Genomic DNA, 19,579 nt, shown 5'->3' on the forward strand with positions numbered 1-19,579 from the left:
TAATAACAACCCCCCATAGAGCTGTTCATCTGCGCAAAACCTGCGCCGTTGTTACTCGTATATTCCGGCATCCTTGGGAAGGACCCATTTACTTTTTCTTTCCATACCGCCTTTCAAGCGCAGCCTCGAATAGGTTGATCGCTCTGGCCCCCATGTGCCCTGATATAGCAATCAACACAGCGGAGAACAGCGCATCAATATTTGATATCTCACACATCCAGAATGTGATTACGCCAGCGAACGAAGAGGTGACCAGTTCTCCGCCGAGTTCCATAATCGAAAATCGTCTTGATCTTTCTTCTCTGGCCTTACTGATATAGTTCACCAGCCCTCCCCATGCAGCGAGCCCACCAACCCATAGGTACGTAATTGCTGAATATGACGTTGGATCTGTATTCGGCATGGTTCTCCCACTATTGTTCTCCGTTATTGATACCGCCCTGTTTTCATTTGAACCACGAGTTCATCAGCCCTAATACCTACCTGGGCCGACCATTTTGAATCAATCATCTCTACAGCCGCCGTATTCCAATCCTGGATCTCTATTGCAGCCAACATCTTTTTAAATCCAGTTAGAACAGGCAGCCCCATGTTGAAACACATATTCAGCAGAACATTACGTCTGACGATATCCAAATCGTTGAACCAGCAGAATCTCGCCTCTAATTCGTCATAGCACTGACGAATATCATTCCGCATGAGATAAATGGCTTCTTCTTCTGTTATGCCGTTGTCTGTCAGGTTTCGCCCGATGCCAATTGTCAATTTCCCCACGCTGTCACGATAGGGATGCAACTCCTGTTTTTCGTGTCTGATGATCTGTCTTTCAAGTACATTCATGTAATTGTAATGAGCTTTTTGTTTGTATTGATGATCCGCCTGATCATTTTGTTAGACCCCTGCTTTTCTCCCACGAGCGCAGTCCGGCTAATCCAAGCATGCCAAAAACCAGCTCTAACAGGATGTCAGTATTGATAACAGGGAGTTCCGCATTGATGCCCTGTATTGCCATTATCCATTCAGCGATAGGAGCGCCAACAAACGCCCAAGTAAATCCGGCGGCGCAAACCCAACCAAGCGCTGGTCGCCAGCCTGCAACAAATATCGTCCGATGAGCAGCCTCGGCTTTATTGACCTCGATCTGAGCCAGATTCACCTGGTTAGCGGTCTCGACCAGCTTATTCTCCATCTCAAGCTTAGCCTTATCCGCCTCAGCTTTGTCTGGAATAAGTCGGTCGATCAGTGTGTTAATCACTGGGCCTAGTAATGCAGCTAAACCGATCATCCATTTTTCCTCACTTTATTTCGGGCAATAAAAAACCCGCCTCAAAACGCTGAGCGGGTTTATATGATATCTATTCAGTGACAATACTACACAATACTAATATTACTCCATTTTTCGGTCAATATCAACGCTATGGATCGCTTTCGCGGCCTGGGTATCTTCGGCCGATCGGCTATCACAAATGAAAATCTTTCCGAAGCCTTGCATGTTTGATCCTGTCCTTCACTCTCCTGATCTTTCTTCGATATGTTGACGACGATCTTCCTGTTGTCAGTAGACAACATAGTTCCCTTTGCTTTTCAGTTAATTTTATCATTGGCACATGAAACTGATATCGCCAATAAATCACCTCTTTTGTCATTTTGTCTGATCCGACAATGACCCGGTCTACTATCCCCACATGCCATGGTTTATCAATTTTCGGCACGATACAGCTAGGTACGCCACTACTCCCAGGTCCATATGCAGCTCTGTGCTCTAGAGTGCTGGAGGGGTAGCCGATGGAGGATCGCTCTATCCACTGGGAATACCAAATACTCCAGTCAATCAGCCATCTTTCGGTGAAGTCATTTTTCACTCAAATACCCCTGAAACAGCCAGAATTGAGTGAGCAAATCCCAGGGATGCGTATTTGACATTCACGCCCTCTGGCACTTTTTCTGATGGGCGTAATTCTTCTCATCCGAACCCCGCCAACAACTGCTCTACAACCTGTTCCAGATCCTCACGCTGATAATTAGTGAGGATATATTTTAGTATTGCGTCAATCGTTGCTGAATAAAATTTGTCGAAATCCCCCTCTTTCATCTGAGCAAACGATATACTCTTGGCCTCTATCCTGACCGTGCCGTCTATCCGGTAAAATGAATCGTAGTGCCCGGCCAATATCGTCAGATCTTTCCTGAAGCGCTCCATATTCTTTTCCGGGAAAATTCCCTTTAGTTTCGGGTCTACCAGCTCTCCCGTTTCCCAGTGATCGAACGCGAAATTGACCAGTGCCCACCATTTTCGGAAAAACCTCAGGTTCCTGGGCTTGGTCCATCTCACCCGGATAACCTCACCTATTTTCACCCGGCGCATGGCCTCGCTATCCTCATCTGATAACGGGATGAATCCATCGGGTGTTTTTGAGAGAAGAGCTTCAGGCATTCTCACAAATCCATATCACGCCTTTCCATCCCCAAATCTTCGTTACTCTTCCGTCCCATACACGGCAATCGTCAAGGAAGAGAGAATCAAGCAGGGCTTTTTCTAGATTATCTTTATCTGGTACAACTTGGTGAGGTTTTCCTGCCATCTGAAGGCGTTTTTTGTTAGCCCATGATTTAGGCATCTGAATCTGAAACACAACATGCCATCCAGATTCTGGTAATTTCACTTTCCGATACCTGATCTCGTCCTTGAATGCGTGATATCGCTGCACGGCTGGACGCTTTGCCCACTTATCGCGCTTTGTCATGCGTGGCTTTGCTTGTGGGTTTATGTCGTATTTTCGGTAGAACGTCATTTCGCCCCCGGCATCTGACAACGCGGCCTGGGATGATGCGAGAGAGTCAAAAATGACCTTATGGCTATCTTGGTATGCCTGCCTGGTAAATATGCCAGTACGTGCGCAGTGAGACGGTCTGACGGCCTATTTAGCACAGCCACCTGCCCCAGAATGGCGATTGCCGTTACTTTTCTGAACTCCCGCCCTTTTTTGCTAATCATCGTGACCGGCCGCCCATTGACCATAACGTGATGCCAATACGTGTTTACAGGTGGTGCCCATGGGAATGTTAGTGCTATTTCTGTCATCTCGCCCCCTGCATCGGCTTTGCCATTCTGGCAATTCTGGAAAAATTGGATATCGCCATTGCCACAATCACAGAGTTTTATTTTTGTTTTATATTCCGCCCAGCAGGTCAGGCAGGCCGAAGTATGGTTTCGCTTGTTCTGGGCTTCGTGTTTGGTTTTGAATTGATTGGGTCTCATGCTGAATCTCAATCTGGATTCGGCCACGGTATAGCGCCTGCGCCTTCGTACGGAACAAATTGCTGTGACGGCGGATGGAACCACAACTTTATCGAGCCTTCCCATTCGCCATGCCGCTGCTTTGCTACCGTGAGAACCGTATCTGGATCATCCGAATCTACCTCTTTTTTCTGCCTGATTTTTTCTTCCTTCACCTTGTTTCTGAAAACAATGAAGAGGTTGTCCACTAAATCGACAATCTCAGACGCCCCGCGAACATCGAACTTGCCAGGGCGATGTGTCTCTTTATCGCCCTTACGCATGTGGTGAATCAGGTGAATGTGGATATTCTCTGACTTGGCGACCCAGCAGAGCCGGTCAACAAAGTCTTTCTGCCCGTTGTAATCATCCGTACCAATCCCGCACTTCATCAGCGAATCAATGAAAATGTGCTTTACGCTAAGTTTCTGTGCTGAGTAATGCAGCATCCCGATAAGCCGGTCTACCTGAACCGTGTCAAGCTGGTCATAAATCCAAATCTTGTCGGTTTCGTAAGCAAAAAAACGCCGGATGCATTCCTCGGACGGATTGTGAAGCCCTGAAGCCTGCCTAACCATTCGCGTCAACGTGGCTTCCGGTTTCATTTCAAGACTGGCGATACAGACCCGGCTATGCCGTGACAGCCATAACGCAACTTGGCCTGTGACCATTGATTTTCCGTGACCGTTGATTCCCGCCCATACACTGACCTCACCTGGACGTAACCTGACCGCTTGGTGAGTTTTGCTCCAGGGTAGGAAATCTCCCAGTGCAACCACGTTGCCACTGAAGATATCAATTACGCCATCACGCCAAGTATCCTTGGTCATCAGGTACTGCGATTCCTGCCTTCCAAGAAATTCGATAAAATCTTTATCCTTGCTGGTGAGTTTTTTCATAATGCCCCAGCCAAATCGTCTTGCTGCTGGTGAGAGTTTCTTCCGATCTTTGCGAGTGCGGTTTTAACAACTGGGTTTTTTTGGAATACCAAATCCCAGTTTTTCCGCTTTGTTCCGCTTTCCGCAGCCCACCGCCTAAAATCCGCTATTGCACCTCCTGCATCCCGAAGATCAACGCCATAGCCCTGAATCATCTCCACTGACCTCTCACCGGGCTGCCAATCAGGCGAAATATGCAACGCCGGTTTAACCGGCTTGCGTTTCTTTATTCCTATTCCTATTCCTATTCCTATTCCCTCTGATTCAAAATTCTCCCACCAGTCACCCACTCGTTCCGAACCAGTACCGAAAAGATACCGGTTTAAACTCTCTTCAGTTCCGAACTCGGACTCATTCAAGAGACTCGGTTTCGGAAATTTACAGGATGGTTTCTTTGGTTTTTGGTACTTTCTGAAGTTACGAATCAGGCCATATTCACCCCCATTTACTGAATATTTTATGATCTGATTTGACTGTAATAACTCATCAAGTAGGCCGTTTATGTCGCAGTTGTCAGCAGGCAAAATCTGCATTTTCATCTTGATCGGTTTCCATTCAAATGCCCCGTTATCATCTGCGAAGTTCCGAACTCCGATAGCCAGAAGTCGCCCCAGTGGAGAACAGGTTACGAACTGGTCATCCACCCATTGCTCAGGATGAGTGCTTCTTATTCTTGCCACTGAGTCTCTCCATTACGTTTTCTTTCGTGGTTTCTTACGTTTAAAAATGCCTGTTTTTCCAATTCTAAATCATCCCTGCTTAGTGTTTCCCTCTTCTTCCTGCTCTCCTCTGCCATCCTCAGAATCAATCTGTCCGTTTCAATATCGTTGGCTTTCTGTATCTGCTGCTTCCGATACCCTGGTGTTCCGCCGTGCATATGCTGTGCGATACCACCATCGGGAAATAGATCGTTTAGGGACAGACCAAGGGACTCAACAACAGCGCCTGGAGAGCATCCGGCAAAACAATAAATGAGGATTCTGCCATCTGGTAGATCAGTTACGGCTAAGGAAGGGTCAGAGTCATCATGTGCGGGGCAGCAGGCAATGTATTTTCCGTCACCTGTACGCCTCACCTTCTCCAGTAGGGATAGAAGAGTATCTATAGTCATTGCCACTCTTGCTCCATATCCTTTACCTGCTTCTCAGAACGTCCATCAACAAGCGCTTTCATGCCAGCCCATGCATTAGCCTTATCCTGTTGATTAAGAGCCGTACAGAGTCGGAAATAAGCCTCGTTTATTTTTAATTCATGCTTTCGCTGATTCCTGTTTCTCTGTTCTGCATTCATGCTGCGCCTCTTTATCGTCCCAACCCTTCAGCCAATCCGCTATCCATGCCTTGTCTTTGTGGCCTGCATGCCAATCTGGCGGCTTTCTTGGTCTTCCCTCAGAACAAGCCCAATAACCTTGAATTATTGATCTACATCCGGGAGCCATTGTCTTTGAACTGATCAAATATCCGACTCCATTGCCCTCTGATACTGATCCTTCCGCACCTCTTGAAGATCCCGGCACCATAGGCACTGTCCTTGATACAGCTCACCCCAATCTCCACAATCGTTACACTGACCTGTAATCGGGTAATCCAATGGTGTGCTTTGACCAGGTTGGTTCATTCGCCGACTACGCTATCCGGCTGCTTCAGAAAATACCCCTCTTCCATGAGATAGAGGGTTTCTGCTTCGAACGCATCGGCATGCTTTAGCTTTTCGTTTGCTTCTTTCCTCAGTCTCATCGGAATCAGGAGTCTTTCGTCTAGCGTCATTTCAGCCCGTAAAATATACATACTGTCATCATGTCTTTTTGCCGGGTAACGCTCCTGCAATCCTTCAAACATCTCCACTTGATCGCCATTATGGGTTGCGTCTACACCGAACTTCTTACCCAATATCTTCCTTGCCGAATCTCGAATTTTTATGTTGCAGCCATATGCTACAAGCGTTGGAGAAATAGATTCAGCATCAAGTAAGCGCGAGTACCCTTGAGGCAATATAAGCAGGCGATATTCCTATTTCAGATTTCGATTTATCTATGGCTTGTAAAACGTAATTCGATAGCTTTTCATCCAGATGTTTCATTCGGATAGAATCTCCTGACACAGGGTTATCATTGATTCAGCGTTTCTTCGCACATCAGACCACATTGATTCGGTAAACTCGTTCATAAGAAATGAGACGTCGGAACTGAATATCTTTTTTGATTCAAAATCTCTTAATCTTCCCCATAACCACAGAGCATCTTCGTTCATTGGCTTCTCGGCTCTTGGTCCGTTGGCTTTTATAATTCCGGTAGTTGATGCTATTGCCGGCGTGTTGAGTGCCTGTTCAAAATCATTTTCTGGTACAGCGGCAAGTTTCTGCCAGCGCTTGGCCTGGGTGTCCGAGATATTTGCTGATTCTTTGGCTTCTTTGAACTCATTAGGTTTAGGTCTAGCGTGGCTCTTAACCTGGTTAATGCCTGATGGGTTTTTTGTCTTATCCATCTCAGACATCATCTGCCCGGCCTTACGCTCTGCCCTGATTCGTATCTCTGTCGCCTTCCGTTCTGCATCGGTGTTTAATGCCTGCCTTGCGTAGGCTTCCATTGCCAGCGCCTTGTCCCTGATGTCCTTTACTTCATCTACTTGGTAACAGGAAGCAATGGCGGTGCACATGGCGTCATATCTGATTAATTCAGTCATCCCTGCATCTCCGCTTTCAGTCGCTCAAGTTCGTCGATCTGCTTCTGGATTTCGTCGGGAGATTGCTTGTAGAGATATTTAGAAATGAGGTACTTGACCGGTTCGATACTCCCGGTTTTCTGCATGAACAGCTCAAGGTCATCCAGAGTGAACCGGTGACCCTCATCTGCCGCTATGGCCTTATTCAGCACCCTATTTTCCCGGCATACCCTGGGAACGTCATCCTCTAAAATGAACTCTCTACAGGTATCATACTGCCCGTAAATATCAGGATTGAAGTCTATTGAGAGCTGATTTTTCATTTTTCTGTTTACACCCGCTTTCGAGATATAAATAACCCATGAAAATACCCAATAAGGCGGAGACCCCATCCGGGACAAAATCAGAATTGCAACGTTCAGAAATCAACATGAAAGGAGTCTCCTTATGCGTAGCTCAATGGATAACACAGAAGTTCCGTTTGATTGCCCGGAGTGTGGTCATAAGACCAAGAAAACGATCCGATGGCTTGAGAGTCACCGTGAGTTCACCTGTTCCGGCTGCAAAATTACTGTCAGTGTCAAATCTGAAACATTCCGAAAGCTCAGAAAACAGATCGCGGACTTTGAGAAGGGCGTCAGGGATATCGGCAAGCTGCTCTAGCATTGCCTTGGCCTCATCCAGCAGAATTGATACCTCACTGCCGTCGATTTTCATTGTGATGGTGTTTGAATCCATATAAGTTCCTTAAAAACCTACCCTGAGGGAGGGCTCCATGATCATTATCGTATTCACCAAAACCTATGCGCTCGCCTACACTGTGGAAGTGCCTAACGGCCCTGTTCCGCGTGTTGGCGAAACTATTACACTTGGGCAAGACGCCGATCCTATTCAGGGCATCACCGAACTGCTTGTTCATGACGTTACCTATGTATTAAAAAACAGCACGCTAACTGCTGAGGTCAGTTGTCACGCCTGCTTTGGGCCGGACGATCGACGCAAAACCCTCGAAGACAATGGATGGCTGTAAGCTGTTGATAAATGATTCGATGGCCTCACTCAGTTCACAAAGCTCATTGAATACCTCTGTATCTCTCTTGCCGTCTTTCGCTAGAGCGTAGATGGCACGGGTAATACCCGTGTGGCACTCGTGCATTCCATTAGCTAAGGAACGGGTGGCGCTCATGCTTAAATTCACTCTTGTATTCATCGTAGTTCCTATAAAAAAAGCCCATGGCCGGGGAGCCCATGGGCACAAAGGTCACAGTTCATCGGATTTTCGGCACGGAAAAATCATCGGGCGGCTTCTTTGATATGGCCGGAAGCTAGTTCACGGATCGTAATTTTACCGTTGACCGCTTTTTCGATAGGAATCAGGTATTCAGTGGGAACGACACCAGTACGGTACAGCCATGACCAGATATCCCCCTGTCGTTTACTGATTTTTTCAGCTAGAGCAGATTGGCCATCGGCAAGATCAATTGCTCTGGCTAATGCCTCATTTAGTACTTTTTTTGCCATTTCACACAACCCGCTGTTTTCAGTTCCATGCCAGAATACTACCAAAGTATTATTTATGTCAATACTTTGGTAGTTATACTAACCACTACTTACGTAGTAAGATTGCCTTTATGAAATATGGAGAACGACTGCGCTATGCGCGCAAAGACAGAGGGCTATCTCAAAATCAATTGGCAGAAAAGTCAGAGGTAAAACAGGGGTCAATCTCAAAAATAGAACGTGGCGACCAAGAAGCCTCTACATTCGATATTGCATTGGCTAGAGCCCTTAATATAAGTCCTGCATGGCTTTCGTCTGAAGAAGGCAAAATGGAGTCCTCAGATACCAAGATCGATATGGATAAATTAATATTACGAGTCGAAAACTTAAAGCTCCTGATTGTGAAATATGGTAATAATCAAGCGAAACTTGCCGCCGCTTTGAACGAAACACCGGGGTATATAAGTCAGCTAAAACTCGGGACGCGCCAAATTACTGAGGAAACCGCCAGAAAGATGGAAAAGGAGTTGTCTTTACCTGCTGATTGGATGGATCGTGAACATACTGGGATGCCAATCGATTCGGCGCATGAAACTGAAGGAAAAACCCCAGACCAATACCTTATGCCAGAAGAACTGAAGGTGCTTTTTGTGGCTTACAATGAAGGGGGAGCCGCAAAGCAGAAAGCGCTGGAATTAATGGCTAATTTGCCAGAGGATGAAATGGCGACAATGCTGTTAGTTCTTCAATCTATAAGCTCGAAATACTACAAGTAATCGGTGACGATTCCGTCCATAGATAATAGGGGACTCTTGCCACCAGGCATATATCAAGCGGGATGGAATGATGTCTATTATCGATTTGGATTTACATTTGATCGCTTTATGTTAATAAGAAATGCACATGATTTTTCCGTCCAGGAATTGGCAGTATTTCAAGATGCACAGTTATTTTTAGCGGGTAGCATGATTAGTGATAATGCGCATCCGGAAGATATAGAAATGACCATTAAAATTAACATTCATACACTTAGCCCTTCTCTTTTTTCAAGGTATCTTATAATAAGTTCAGCGCATGATAGGCTACTCTTAGTATCCAGCCTCGATTTCTACTTTTCTATTAACCTACCCGGATTAAATGATTTTATTTCTTTTTTTCAGTATGCAGGTAAAAAGAACGGAATCGTTAGAAATATTAACATCAAAGATAAACGGGGAATTATTGAGGTGACACAATGGATGCATGAGTGAGTCGCAAGCAACTGGGCACTAGTCAATCTCGACCGCTGGTGGCGTTGAGGACGACCAATACGCTGTCTAATAGTTGTAGCGGAAATTAGAGATAAACACTAACGTTTCAACGAGATCGATAGTTGTATTCAAAAGGAAAAAGCCATTGCAGCTTACTAAATCTGCACTTCCTTTCTCAGACAAACAGCAGAATATATTTAACCTTAGGCAGTTACACAGAAAACTTTACAGACTCAATCACGGAGATGAAGTAATGGCCCTTATTTCATGCAATGAATGTAGCAAAGAGGTTAGTCAGTTCGCCAAAGTGTGCCAAAACTGCGGAAACCAGGTTAACAAACCTGCAAAAGGTGCTCTTGAGATCTTATTTATCATTCTGTTTTTTCTTTACAACATAGCAATGGCTTTATTGGCAGTTCAATTTATTGAACAACATAAGGATGGAGCCTTATGGTTTGTTGCTACGCTATCCTCAATTAGCACATTTGATTATTTTGGCACATTTGATCCTTCACTTATTTTCAGCGCTGTATTTATTCTTTTTATCTGGCTAATTGGCGCTGTCATTCTAGGTCTAGCCGCTCTAATGTTGCGGCGCGTAAAATAGAAGCAAAAACGGTCCTGCATGATGTTAAAGATCGGGAGAAATCTGCTGTGTTCGCTTTCGTGCTTGCAGTTTTGCTTGGCCCTATTGGTTTGTTGTATGTAAATGTATTATATGGAATTATTCTTATTCAAATAGCAGCACTATTATTTCCGGTTCCGGTTCCGGTTCCGCTTACAATATTGATCCTGACACTCACCTGGATTTTTGCAGCGGTAGACGCCCCCTTTGCTGCAATATCCTATAACAAGTAAGATCAGATCTGAGGCGGTTTTGCTATCGAGGAATTAACATGGATCGCGCATGGGTGAGTCGCAAGCAACAGACGCGACACCGTGCCGACCGACAAGCCTGTTGCATCCGGACCCACCAGCACTTTCAGGGCTTCACCCATCTCTCCACTGGAAATCCCCTTCAGCTAGAGCCACGCCAGCGCCGCTTCCAGTGACTTCGTCTTGCGTACATACGGCGGCACCAGAGCTGATCGGAACGTCACCGGCTCGCCGGTCTTCGCCCGAACTTTGGGGATCTTGACCGTGACCGGCCCCAATCCTGTCCGCAGTTTACGAGCTGGCAGGTGACCATTACGCACCACACCCGCCTTGCCATCCTCTGTCCGTCGCTCGACGTGTTCCGCCAACAGCTCTGGCAGCTCGGCCTCCACCGCCTGGTAGATCAACTGCTCCGCACCGCTTCTCAGCAACTCTATCAGCGGATCGATAATCGCATCTCGAACTGCCAGCTTAACAACGCTATTCTTACTCATGGTGGCGTATCCCCAATGGTTGTTTTGATGTCTCGCAACAACAAATCAACCAGATACGCCGCTCTTTTTCAATTCCTTTCAAACACCACTTTCAGTTATAACTCATTTCTTGGGTCTATGATTTCCTATAGATTGCATAATGCCCGCACGCAACTTGAACTATAAACTGGTTCAGTCTATTATCCCGTAAAGTGCAGCACTTTGCTGCACTTTACGGGACGGAATGGTGAACAAGCCGTGGGCTCTAAAAATCGAGTATCTGTAAATTTGTTAGAGAGCGAATACATAGCGCTAGCAGCCTTGGCTAAAGAGAATAACGTTTCCATGGCTTGGCTTGGGCGGCATGCGATTGGACAGCTGCTAGAACAGAATAAACATCAGGAGTTGCAACTACCTTTTCTGCGACCTGTTTCATCTAGGGAGGGCAGTCGATGACGACATCAATCGGCTTATTTTATGAATTTTTTGCCGGGGGCGGTATGGCGAGAGCAGGGCTTGGCTCGGACTGGGAGTGCCTCTTTGCCAATGATTTTGATCATAAAAAAGGCAAAGCATACCGTAATAACTGGGGTGATGATGACCTTAAAACAGCAGATGTCCGTACAGTAACAACGAAGGACTTACCAAGCCAAAGTGATCTGGCGTGGGCCTCATTTCCGTGCCAAGATTTGTCTTTGGCCGGCGGTGGCGCGGGCCTTAAAGGGGAGCGCTCCGGGACATTCTGGCCTTTTTGGGACTTGATGATTGATTTAGGCAAAGAGGATCGAGCTCCGAAAGTTGTTGTGCTTGAAAACGTATGCGGCACTTTGACTTCGCATAAGGGCAAAGACTTCGAGGCTATATGTTCAACGCTTGAGCGTGCGGGCTATCAATTTGGTGCTGTTGTTATCGATGCGGCCTTGTTTGTACCGCAATCGCGTCCACGCCTTTTTGTTATTGGTGTTCAGCAAGGACTTGATATTCCTGAGAAAGTTAAAGTTAATTCACCTTCATCTCTGTGGCATACACGCGCTTTAATAGGAGCCTACGAAAATTTGTCAGCCAAAACAAAGAAAAGCTGGGTATGGTGGGATATAGAAACACCTTCAGCGCGCAAGACCAATTTTTCAGATCTTATCGAAGAAGACCCAGAGTGCGTACCTTGGCATTCTGCTGTTGAAACTCGCAAGCTTCTTTCTATGATGAGCGAAGTAAACCTCAATAAAGTCAAGCAGGCCAAACGGGCAGGAAAGAAGATGGTTGGTGCGATCTACAAACGCACGAGAATGGATGAAAATAGATGTAAAGTGCAGCGTGCAGAGGTGCGCTTTGATGATGTCGCTGGCTGCTTAAGAACGCCAGCAGGAGGTTCAAGTCGCCAACTTATTATGATAGTTGAAGGCAGAAAAGTGCGCTCTCGCTTGATTTCAAGCAGGGAAACAGCACGTTTAATGGGGCTGCCCGATGATTATCAACTGCCAGATAATTACAACGAGTCCTACCACTTAATGGGAGATGGCGTAGTTGTACCTGTAGTTAGACATCTTGCCTCAAATATTATTGAGGCTGTTCTTCATCATCAAAATAATAAATCACGGGAAGCTGCATGAACATTATACCTTGCAGGCAGAATAAGGAACTTCGAAAAAAGATCGAAGAGTTCGCGGAAGTATTAAAAACCGAGTCCCATACGTTAGGTTCCCATGGTTTGTCTGAGAGCGAATTTTATAATAGTGGGCTTTTTCGTGGTTCCATTGAACGTATTCGTGGCCAGTTTTCAGCCACAATGCGTGGTAAGCGCGAGTTTGTGCAACATGTATTAAACCACATGCAAGATAACGATTTTATCGACGAGTGGGGGTCTGCGAGCGAAGCAAACCGCCATGATTATTCGGTACAACTCAATTCTGGTAAAACAGCAATTATAGAACTTAAAGGCTGTCTTGACGGGAATAACACTAATATTTTTGAACGCCCGCCTCATGCTGAAGAATTTGTGCTCTGGAGTCTCTGTACAAATCTAGGGGCTGATCCACAGCGTAATGCTTGGTCTGGCATCCATACAAGGTTAAGTGCAGAGATTATACACCGCAGTCAGCTTGTTAATGGGGTCATTATCTGGGACATGGTATGTGGCACGTTAGGGCGTCCCTGTCCTAAAATCGAAGAAGATGCTGGACGTATGACAGAAGTAGGGCCGTTTAAACTTCCGCCTCCCTGTATATATGTTATGCCAGCGACAATACCAAGCCAGCGAAATAACCCAAGTCCTCAGCCTCAAAAAATTGAAAACGTCGAAATCCTCAAAGCCTTCCATGAGTGTTTCCAAGGGTTGGACGAAGAGGTTAATTCTGTAGCCTTTGAGGTAAAAAATAGGGGTAAAGATGTTGTTCGTAAAACCCAGGTAAGCCGCAATGGTGAAGTGCAACAAGAATCAAAAGCAACGCCTATTCGAAGGTCGTAATTTTCGAGGGTGCAAGCGCGCAACCCAGTAAAACAATGCGCTCCGTGAAAAGTTAAGATACATTGCTCGAATAAAAAGCATGCTATCTACACCTGCCTATCCCCCCACCTCCTACTCTCTTTTGAACTTTGTCTTTGCCGCTAGACCTTGAATCCACCTTCGGAACAATCCGCCATCGAACTAAGCGTTCCAAGGGCTGCCTATCGCGTGGCAGCATGCTACACATGATGTTCAAACTCGGCCTGTGTGCCGAGAAGAAGTGGAGACGATTACGGGGTTTCGGTTATCTGGCGAAGGTGATAACCGGAATCAAATTTAAAGAGGGTGTTGAGGTAGCAAGAGTCGATCAGGTCGCCGCTTGATTCAACTGGCTAAACACCAGGTCTGATATTCATCTCCATACCCACCGCGCGTGAAATAGAAATAAAGCTGGAAAATCTTGAGTTTTCATCATCCTGCAAGTATTTCTTAAACTTTAGAGGTAATAAAAAGCCCCGTAAATACGGGGCTTCTTTATCTTCATCAACGCAGAGAATTAGTGGCAGTGATACACGCCTGTCTTGTGGTCCATATGGTATCCAAAAGCATCCGTCCCACCGCTATGCGCCCATACCACACCTGTAAATGACAGTGCTGCCAAGATTAAAAGTAGCCTTTTCATTATCACGTCCCTTTTATCATTCTATTGGAAGTTTTCTTTGTAACATAACAGTTAGCCGGACTGTTTGATCTAGGTCAATACAATATCTTACCATCACCTTTTACCTCATTTTACATTAATAGAACTAACAGTATTTCCAGACACTGAATGGACTAACATAACAGTTAGCCGTAACTGTTTGATCTAGATCAATAAGATATTTCATAAATATGATCGACACGCCCCTTAAGTGGGGCTTTTTTGTGCCATATGGAAAATATACTACTATAGTATTGACTGTATAATAATACCATGGTAGTATTTTGCTATTCCATACAACAAATGACCGCCACGCCACAGGGTATCGCAATGGAACCATCGAGACTGAAACCTGAGATCACGAAATCCGATATTGATGCAGAGATGAATCAATGCCCGAAAGCAGACAGGGATTTTATGGCTGCGGAAGATGGCGTCGAAATACGCTACGCTAAAAACGCACTGGTGGAGACGCCGGTCACGCTTACAACCTACTTAATTTCAGTTGCACTTTCTTGGCGAACTCCGCCGATGGGGCTTGACAGGCACGGTCTTTGGCTCTCTCGGTGGTGTTTTGCAAGGCTGACATGGTTTTGTAGCCATGGTCATTCTCCTTTCGCAACCGACAGATTAAGTCTGTCTCTCCGAAGATACTTATTACCTTCGCCGTTTATCAAAGGCGCAGATGCTTCAGAGCACGACAAGAAAAAGACCGGCATCTCCACCAATGCGTTTTCATCACTAAACGCTAAACAACGCGTTTGTTCTCTGCTCATTTTACTACATATAACACTTTCATCCAATGGCATGCGCACATGATCGCCTGCCCGAAATGCGGTTCCGGTAAATCTTCCGTGATTTCTACAAAACCAGACGGAAAAGGAAAGTGGCGTCGGAGAACCTGTAGCGACTGCGGTTTCAAGTTTTCGACTGTCGAGAGAATCAAGACATCGAGGATACATCCCACAGAGGCCACAAAATGAGCCGACCCGATCACAACATAGCTGTACAGAAATCATTGCAGGATCTGTGTGATGCCCGTGATCTAGCTATTGAGGGCTCTGCAATTCCTGAAGCGCAGCGAACAGGCATTAAAGCATTGGCGACATCAGCAGAATAGACAAGGAAAAGGAAATGACCATTAAAAATAATGATGATGATAACAGCAGCCAATTGAAAATTAAGCTACAGGAACTACTCAGAGAAGCTGTTAAATACATACTAAAATTTGTAATGCCGTTTAAAAAACAGCATAACAAGAGTAATTTCTGTACTGCAACAAATAGCGGCTACCAGGGCAATGCATCAAACAGCGGTAAGCACGGCACTGCATCAAACAGTGGTGGTCAAGGCACTGCATCAAATAGCGGGTTTCAAGGCACTGCATCAAACAGCGGCTACCGAGGCACTGCATCAAACAGTGGTAAGCACGGCACTGCATCAAACAGCGGAGTGTATGGAGCGGCTTTAAGCAGTGGTCTGTGGGGCGCTGCATCAAACAGTGGTACGCATGGCACTGCATCAAACAGCGGCTACCAGGGTACTGCGTCCAATAACGGCAAGCAAGGCACTGCATCTAATAGTGGTACGTCCGGCATCGCCTTTAATGGGAGTTACGAAGGCAGAGCCAGATCGGGGAAAACTGGAGCTATCGTGGTCTGTTACCGAAATAAAGACTGTGAATTAATCCACATCCGATCCAGCAAAGTTGGAGATGACGGGATAAAGCCTGATACGTGGTATTCACTCGATAAAGATGGTGAGTTCATTGAGATGCCAGAAGCTTCAACATAGTCGAAATCAAACACGCTGAATCAGTGGCTAAAGCTAATAAATTAATCAGTGAATATTACAACGGCTCAGCCCTAGCCACATCAGCAGAATAGACAAGGGAAAGGAAATGACCATTAAAAATAATGATGATGATAACAGCAGCCAAACAAACAAGGAACTACAGGAACTAAAACACCCGCATAATGAGAGTGAGCAGGGCACTGCAATAAATAGCGTCTACCGGGGCACTGCGTCAAATAGCGAATGGAGTGGCGCTGCATTCAATACTGGTGAGAAGGGTACTGCATCAAACAGAGGGTATGAAGGCACTGCAACAAACAGTGGTACGCGTGGCACTGCATCAAACAGCGGCTACCAGGGTACTGCATCAAACAGAGGGTATGAAGGCACTGCATCAAACAGTGGTAAGCATGGCACTGCAACAAACAGTGGTACGCATGGCACTGCATCAAATAGCGGTATATCTGGCATTGCCTTTAGCAGTGGTTACAAAGGCAGAGCCAAATCAGGCGAAACCGGAGCTATCGTAGTGTGTTACAGAGACAGCACCGGTGAGTTAATCCACATCCGTGCCAGCAAAGTTGGAGATAACGGAATAAAACCTGACACGTGGTATTCGCTTGATGAAAATGGGGAGTTCGTTCAAGCAGATTAGAGATAGATATTCTGAAACCGGCTCAGGCTCAGACCCAGGCTTCTGCAACGGCTACGGCTCAGGCATTTAATAGGAGGCAGTGCAATGAATATAAAACCCGAATTCATTAACGGTACTCAAATAATTCGCGCTGAATACGAAGAGACTCTCTGTGGAACAGATTGGATTTATCACTGATGACAAAGAGCTTTACGGCTGTTCGCCTGATGGATTGATCGGCACAGGTGGCATGGTGGAGATCAAATGCCGGAAAGCAGAAATTCAAGTTAATACCATTGTTAAAGGTGTGCCTCACTCTGAAAACATTGCGCAGATTCAAGGACAGATGTGGATAGCAGGGCGTGTGTGGTGTGATTACGTTTCATACCATCCTGATCTACCTCTATTTGTTTACCGAGTGAAAGCTGATCCAGTTCTGCATAAAGCGCTTGAACTCGGAATCAATGAAGTAATTGCGATGCGCGACGAAATACTGACTATTTTATGGAGCAAATAATGTCTACAGAAATCGCTTTAATAGCAATTGATATGATCAACATTGTTGAGGTTTTTACCCAAGATGGTGTTGAAAAAATGTATCTGAATCTCGTACGACAAGATGGGTTAGCGCTGAAATCTGTACCTGAAGCTCTCAAAACCTCAAAGATGTGCCGGAAGGCCGTACGACAAAATGGATTGGCACTAGAATTCGTCCCTGAAGCTCTCAAAACTCGAAAAATGTGCTTATCGGCAGTAATGCGGTATGAACGAGCGCTAGATTATGTACCGAAAGCCTACAAGACCATTGAAGTATGTCAGGCGGCAGTAGAACAAAATGGAGCGGAGCTACAGTTCGTACCGGGGGTCAAACCCGTATACGCCGTGAGGGTTATGTAATGATCACTAGCCCAATCATGCGATATCACGGCGCTAAATATCGATTAGCACCGTGGATCATGTCATTTTTCCCGGACCACTACACGTACGTAGAACCATTTGGCGGGGCTGCTGGTGTTTTATTGCAAAAACCACGGTCGATGAGCGAAGTTTACAATGATCTCGATGGGGATATCGTTAATGTTTTCCGAGTGATGCAGGACAAAGATCTAGCTGATGAACTTCAGCGACAGTTATTGGTAACGCCCTTCTCCCGTGCTGAGTTCAATATCAGCTATGAATCCACGGACGACCCAGTAGAGCAGGCACGACGGACATTGATCCGCGCACACATGGGATTTCGCTCGGCTGGATCAACCAAAAATAAAACGGGGTTCCGCATCGATAGCGCGCGTAAACACGGGCCAGCGGCACACCTATGGGCCAGGTATCCAGATCTGATTATAGGTTTTTTGGATCGTCTGCATGGTGTTCTTATCGAGAACAAACCTGTGATTGAATGCATTAAAAATCACGACCGACCGGATACACTATTTTTTATTGATCCGCCCTATGTCCATTCCACGAGACAGATGGGCAAAAACAGATGTTATAACCATGAATTAACTAATGATGATCATGTTCAATTGCTGGAACACCTGAATCAGGTTACCGGGATGGTGGTTGTTTCTGGTTACGACAGCGATATCTATAACGACCTGCTGAGAAGCTGGGAAAAGCGGTCAACGTCAGCGCGGATAAGTGCCGGCAGAGGCACGGCGGTACGAACTGAATGCATCTGGCTAAACCAAAATTGCGCAAACGGGCAAATACAACTTAGTCTGGCGCTGTAGAGAGAATAGAAGGTGATTTTTTGAACATTGCATTAGTCACAGAAGCCGATCTAATGGTCTGGATGAACTGCAAACGCAGAGCAGATCTAGAGAAAAATTTGCGCGCCCAGGGGATACCTGTGCTGTACGGTGCTGGTGGTACGGTATGTACAACAATTAACGCTGTGAATACCGCGATGGGTGTCGGAAATGATGATAACCACTCGGAAGACATTGAATTTGTCTAGAATTAGATATGGCTCCCCGCCCGCGATCAAGAAAAAACCAGAAGTTGCCGGAATATGTTTATCTCAAAAAAGGGCGATATGTGCTCGTTGAATACAATCCAGAGACCCGGAAACAAACAGAAAAACGATTGTGCAGCGGAGAAGCGACGCTCGCCCAAGTATGGGCCGTATACGAAAAAATGACTATCCCCGCTGGCGGAAGGACAAAAACATTCCGCTGGCTGTCAAAACAATATCAAGATTCCCTGATGTTCCTAAAAAAAGCGGCATCTACTCAACAGGATTACCGAGGGTATCATCGTCGCATCTGTTCAAAAATGCTGGAGGATGGGCGATATTTCGGAGACATCCCGTTAAAAAATTGGACTATTCCAACTGTACGAAAATATTTAGATCAACGAGAAAAAGAGGATGCATGCATCGGTGGAAACCGGGAAAAATCATATATCAGTTTAGTATTCTCATGGGCAATTGAGCGGGACCTGGGGGGAGTCACAATCAATCCGGCCAAGGGCGTCAGGAGAAACGAGGAACGTGCACGTACTCGCTACGTTACTGATGCCGAGTTCGAGGCCGCAAAATCCGAACTGTCTGGATATCTCCCGATAATTATGGAGCTGGCATATTTATTGCGCGCCAGACTGTCAGAGGTGCTGGATCTGACGCGGGATGACGTGCTTGACGAGGGCATCTATCTGCACCGACGGAAGGGCAGCAGGGACGCCATTACCCGGTGGTCCCCAGCGCTCAAATCTGCGGTTGATGCGGCAAAAATTCTGAGGATAAATCTATTCGGAAAACACTTGATTCAAGGTCGCTGCGGTGACCGGCTGTCAGAGTCCACGGTACAGACAGCCTGGGGTCGATTTATGCGGGAAAAATGGCAGGGAGAGCGGTTCACAATACACGACCTAAAAGCCAAGGGGATCACCGACACCCCGGGCGACAAGCAGAGAGCTGGAGGCCACAAAGACCCCAGGATGGTCCATGTCTACGACAGAAAGCCCATCGATATTGAGCCAACGAAATGAGTTGTTTTGGGAAAATCATATTTATTTTTGGAATTCGCAATTTCCG

The 19,579-nt window shown here is 46.0% G+C and carries 31 protein-coding genes and 2 pseudogenes; 17 read left to right on the forward strand and 16 right to left on the reverse strand.

Annotation, left to right across the window (positions count from 1 at the left end):
• Window positions 1-88: 88 nt before the first annotated feature.
• The 13 genes from MN084_RS03695 to MN084_RS03755 form a co-directional block, all read right to left on the reverse strand.
• Window positions 89-325 (reverse strand): phage holin family protein, encoded by a 237-nt coding sequence (locus tag MN084_RS03695; RefSeq protein WP_241086246.1) that lies wholly within the window; start codon window positions 323-325, stop codon window positions 89-91.
• Between the two features lie 101 nt (window positions 326-426).
• Complete coding sequence (locus MN084_RS03700) at window positions 427-840, reverse strand: glycoside hydrolase family protein (protein WP_330178339.1); 414 nt, start codon at window positions 838-840, stop codon at window positions 427-429.
• A gap of 43 nt (window positions 841-883) precedes the next feature.
• Window positions 884-1,285: a 3TM-type holin gene (locus MN084_RS03705; RefSeq protein ID WP_330178340.1), complete on the reverse strand. Its 402-nt coding sequence runs from the start codon at window positions 1,283-1,285 to the stop codon at window positions 884-886.
• Window positions 1,286-1,963: 678 nt separating this feature from the next.
• Window positions 1,964-2,434 (reverse strand): DUF1367 family protein, encoded by a 471-nt coding sequence (locus tag MN084_RS03710; RefSeq protein ID WP_330178341.1) that lies wholly within the window; start codon window positions 2,432-2,434, stop codon window positions 1,964-1,966.
• Window positions 2,427-2,792, reverse strand: a complete 366-nt coding sequence (locus MN084_RS03715; protein WP_330178517.1) for a RusA family crossover junction endodeoxyribonuclease — start codon at window positions 2,790-2,792, stop codon at window positions 2,427-2,429. The genes MN084_RS03710 and MN084_RS03715 overlap by 8 nt, the downstream gene beginning before the upstream one ends.
• A gap of 475 nt (window positions 2,793-3,267) precedes the next feature.
• A complete protein-coding gene (locus tag MN084_RS03720) occupies window positions 3,268-4,176 on the reverse strand; it encodes a DnaB-like helicase C-terminal domain-containing protein (protein ID WP_330178342.1) in 909 nt (302 codons plus the stop codon).
• Window positions 4,173-4,895, reverse strand: coding sequence for a hypothetical protein (locus MN084_RS03725; RefSeq protein ID WP_330178343.1), 723 nt, complete (start codon window positions 4,893-4,895; stop codon window positions 4,173-4,175). The genes MN084_RS03720 and MN084_RS03725 overlap by 4 nt, the downstream gene beginning before the upstream one ends.
• Window positions 4,883-5,326 (reverse strand): DNA primase, encoded by a 444-nt coding sequence (locus tag MN084_RS03730; RefSeq protein WP_330178344.1) that lies wholly within the window; start codon window positions 5,324-5,326, stop codon window positions 4,883-4,885. The genes MN084_RS03725 and MN084_RS03730 overlap by 13 nt, the downstream gene beginning before the upstream one ends.
• Window positions 5,323-5,505, reverse strand: a complete 183-nt coding sequence (locus tag MN084_RS03735) for a hypothetical protein (protein ID WP_330178345.1) — start codon at window positions 5,503-5,505, stop codon at window positions 5,323-5,325. The genes MN084_RS03730 and MN084_RS03735 overlap by 4 nt, the downstream gene beginning before the upstream one ends.
• Before the next feature lie 323 nt (window positions 5,506-5,828).
• Window positions 5,829-6,104 carry a hypothetical protein gene (locus MN084_RS03740; RefSeq protein WP_330178346.1) on the reverse strand — a complete coding sequence of 92 codons (276 nt, stop codon included), beginning with the start codon at window positions 6,102-6,104 and terminating at the stop codon, window positions 5,829-5,831.
• Window positions 6,105-6,290: 186 nt separating this feature from the next.
• Complete coding sequence (locus tag MN084_RS03745) at window positions 6,291-6,896, reverse strand: hypothetical protein (protein WP_330178347.1); 606 nt, start codon at window positions 6,894-6,896, stop codon at window positions 6,291-6,293.
• A complete protein-coding gene (locus MN084_RS03750; RefSeq protein ID WP_330178348.1) occupies window positions 6,893-7,198 on the reverse strand; it encodes a hypothetical protein in 306 nt (101 codons plus the stop codon). Before MN084_RS03750 ends, MN084_RS03745 begins: the two co-directional genes overlap by 4 nt.
• 133 nt (window positions 7,199-7,331) lie before the next feature.
• A complete protein-coding gene (locus MN084_RS03755; RefSeq protein WP_330178349.1) occupies window positions 7,332-7,613 on the reverse strand; it encodes a hypothetical protein in 282 nt (93 codons plus the stop codon).
• Window positions 7,614-7,650: 37 nt separating this feature from the next.
• Between MN084_RS03755 and MN084_RS03760 the strand changes: the two genes are divergently transcribed.
• Window positions 7,651-7,905, forward strand: coding sequence for a hypothetical protein (locus tag MN084_RS03760; RefSeq protein WP_330178350.1), 255 nt, complete (start codon window positions 7,651-7,653; stop codon window positions 7,903-7,905).
• A 263-nt stretch (window positions 7,906-8,168) separates the two neighbouring features.
• Here the strand turns inward: MN084_RS03760 and MN084_RS03765 are convergent, their stop codons facing one another.
• The gene (locus MN084_RS03765) at window positions 8,169-8,396 is read right to left on the reverse strand and encodes a YdaS family helix-turn-helix protein (RefSeq protein ID WP_330178351.1); all 228 of its coding nucleotides are present in this window, start codon (window positions 8,394-8,396) and stop codon (window positions 8,169-8,171) included.
• Window positions 8,397-8,506: 110 nt separating this feature from the next.
• On the opposite strand from MN084_RS03765, the gene MN084_RS03770 reads away from it, so the two are divergent.
• From MN084_RS03770 to MN084_RS03780, 3 genes are all read left to right on the forward strand, one after another.
• Window positions 8,507-9,151, forward strand: a complete 645-nt coding sequence (locus tag MN084_RS03770; protein WP_330178352.1) for a helix-turn-helix transcriptional regulator — start codon at window positions 8,507-8,509, stop codon at window positions 9,149-9,151.
• A gap of 3 nt (window positions 9,152-9,154) precedes the next feature.
• The gene (locus MN084_RS03775; RefSeq protein WP_330178353.1) at window positions 9,155-9,625 is read left to right on the forward strand and encodes a DUF6932 family protein; all 471 of its coding nucleotides are present in this window, start codon (window positions 9,155-9,157) and stop codon (window positions 9,623-9,625) included.
• Between the two features lie 145 nt (window positions 9,626-9,770).
• The gene (locus MN084_RS03780; protein WP_330178354.1) at window positions 9,771-10,232 is read left to right on the forward strand and encodes a hypothetical protein; all 462 of its coding nucleotides are present in this window, start codon (window positions 9,771-9,773) and stop codon (window positions 10,230-10,232) included.
• 319 nt (window positions 10,233-10,551) lie between these two features.
• On the opposite strand, the pseudogene MN084_RS03785 reads toward MN084_RS03780, so the two are convergent.
• Window positions 10,552-10,995, reverse strand: a pseudogene (locus MN084_RS03785) (transposase); the annotation flags it as partial.
• Window positions 10,996-11,426: 431 nt separating this feature from the next.
• Here MN084_RS03785 and MN084_RS03790 point away from each other — a divergent pair.
• The 3 genes and pseudogenes from MN084_RS03790 to MN084_RS03800 form a co-directional block, all read left to right on the forward strand.
• Window positions 11,427-12,584 carry a DNA cytosine methyltransferase gene (locus MN084_RS03790; RefSeq protein WP_445083881.1) on the forward strand — a complete coding sequence of 386 codons (1,158 nt, stop codon included), beginning with the start codon at window positions 11,427-11,429 and terminating at the stop codon, window positions 12,582-12,584.
• The gene (locus MN084_RS03795; RefSeq protein WP_330178355.1) at window positions 12,581-13,438 is read left to right on the forward strand and encodes a hypothetical protein; all 858 of its coding nucleotides are present in this window, start codon (window positions 12,581-12,583) and stop codon (window positions 13,436-13,438) included. Before MN084_RS03790 ends, MN084_RS03795 begins: the two co-directional genes overlap by 4 nt.
• A 146-nt stretch (window positions 13,439-13,584) precedes the next feature.
• Window positions 13,585-13,800, forward strand: a pseudogene (locus MN084_RS03800) (IS256 family transposase); the annotation flags it as partial.
• A gap of 173 nt (window positions 13,801-13,973) precedes the next feature.
• On the opposite strand, the gene MN084_RS03805 reads toward MN084_RS03800, so the two are convergent.
• Window positions 13,974-14,099 (reverse strand): YHYH domain-containing protein, encoded by a 126-nt coding sequence (locus MN084_RS03805; RefSeq protein ID WP_330178356.1) that lies wholly within the window; start codon window positions 14,097-14,099, stop codon window positions 13,974-13,976.
• A 348-nt stretch (window positions 14,100-14,447) separates the two neighbouring features.
• Between MN084_RS03805 and MN084_RS03810 the strand changes: the two genes are divergently transcribed.
• The 10 genes from MN084_RS03810 (at window position 14,448) to MN084_RS03850 (ending at window position 19,533) form a co-directional block, all read left to right on the forward strand.
• Window positions 14,448-14,936: a hypothetical protein gene (locus tag MN084_RS03810; RefSeq protein ID WP_330178357.1), complete on the forward strand. Its 489-nt coding sequence runs from the start codon at window positions 14,448-14,450 to the stop codon at window positions 14,934-14,936.
• Window positions 14,933-15,100, forward strand: coding sequence for an NrdR family transcriptional regulator (locus MN084_RS19205; protein ID WP_445083882.1), 168 nt, complete (start codon window positions 14,933-14,935; stop codon window positions 15,098-15,100). Before MN084_RS03810 ends, MN084_RS19205 begins: the two co-directional genes overlap by 4 nt.
• Entirely contained in the window at window positions 15,097-15,237 is a 141-nt protein-coding gene (locus MN084_RS03815) for a hypothetical protein (RefSeq protein ID WP_330178358.1), read from the forward strand. The genes MN084_RS19205 and MN084_RS03815 overlap by 4 nt, the downstream gene beginning before the upstream one ends.
• Before the next feature lie 14 nt (window positions 15,238-15,251).
• A complete protein-coding gene (locus MN084_RS03820; RefSeq protein ID WP_330178359.1) occupies window positions 15,252-15,911 on the forward strand; it encodes a hypothetical protein in 660 nt (219 codons plus the stop codon).
• A 106-nt stretch (window positions 15,912-16,017) separates the two neighbouring features.
• Window positions 16,018-16,566, forward strand: a complete 549-nt coding sequence (locus MN084_RS03825; RefSeq protein ID WP_330178360.1) for a hypothetical protein — start codon at window positions 16,018-16,020, stop codon at window positions 16,564-16,566.
• 151 nt (window positions 16,567-16,717) lie between these two features.
• Window positions 16,718-17,062: a YqaJ viral recombinase family protein gene (locus MN084_RS03830; RefSeq protein ID WP_330178361.1), complete on the forward strand. Its 345-nt coding sequence runs from the start codon at window positions 16,718-16,720 to the stop codon at window positions 17,060-17,062.
• Window positions 17,062-17,442, forward strand: coding sequence for a DUF4116 domain-containing protein (locus MN084_RS03835; RefSeq protein ID WP_330178362.1), 381 nt, complete (start codon window positions 17,062-17,064; stop codon window positions 17,440-17,442). Before MN084_RS03830 ends, MN084_RS03835 begins: the two co-directional genes overlap by 1 nt.
• A complete protein-coding gene (locus MN084_RS03840; RefSeq protein ID WP_330178363.1) occupies window positions 17,442-18,275 on the forward strand; it encodes a DNA adenine methylase in 834 nt (277 codons plus the stop codon). Before MN084_RS03835 ends, MN084_RS03840 begins: the two co-directional genes overlap by 1 nt.
• 20 nt (window positions 18,276-18,295) lie before the next feature.
• Entirely contained in the window at window positions 18,296-18,502 is a 207-nt protein-coding gene (locus MN084_RS03845) for a hypothetical protein (protein ID WP_330178364.1), read from the forward strand.
• 248 nt (window positions 18,503-18,750) lie between these two features.
• A complete protein-coding gene (locus MN084_RS03850) occupies window positions 18,751-19,533 on the forward strand; it encodes a hypothetical protein (protein ID WP_330178365.1) in 783 nt (260 codons plus the stop codon).
• Window positions 19,534-19,579: the final 46 nt, after the last annotated feature.

The organism is Candidatus Vondammii sp. HM_W22 (assembly GCF_022530855.2).
GTDB lineage: Bacteria > Pseudomonadota > Gammaproteobacteria > Chromatiales > Chromatiaceae > Vondammii.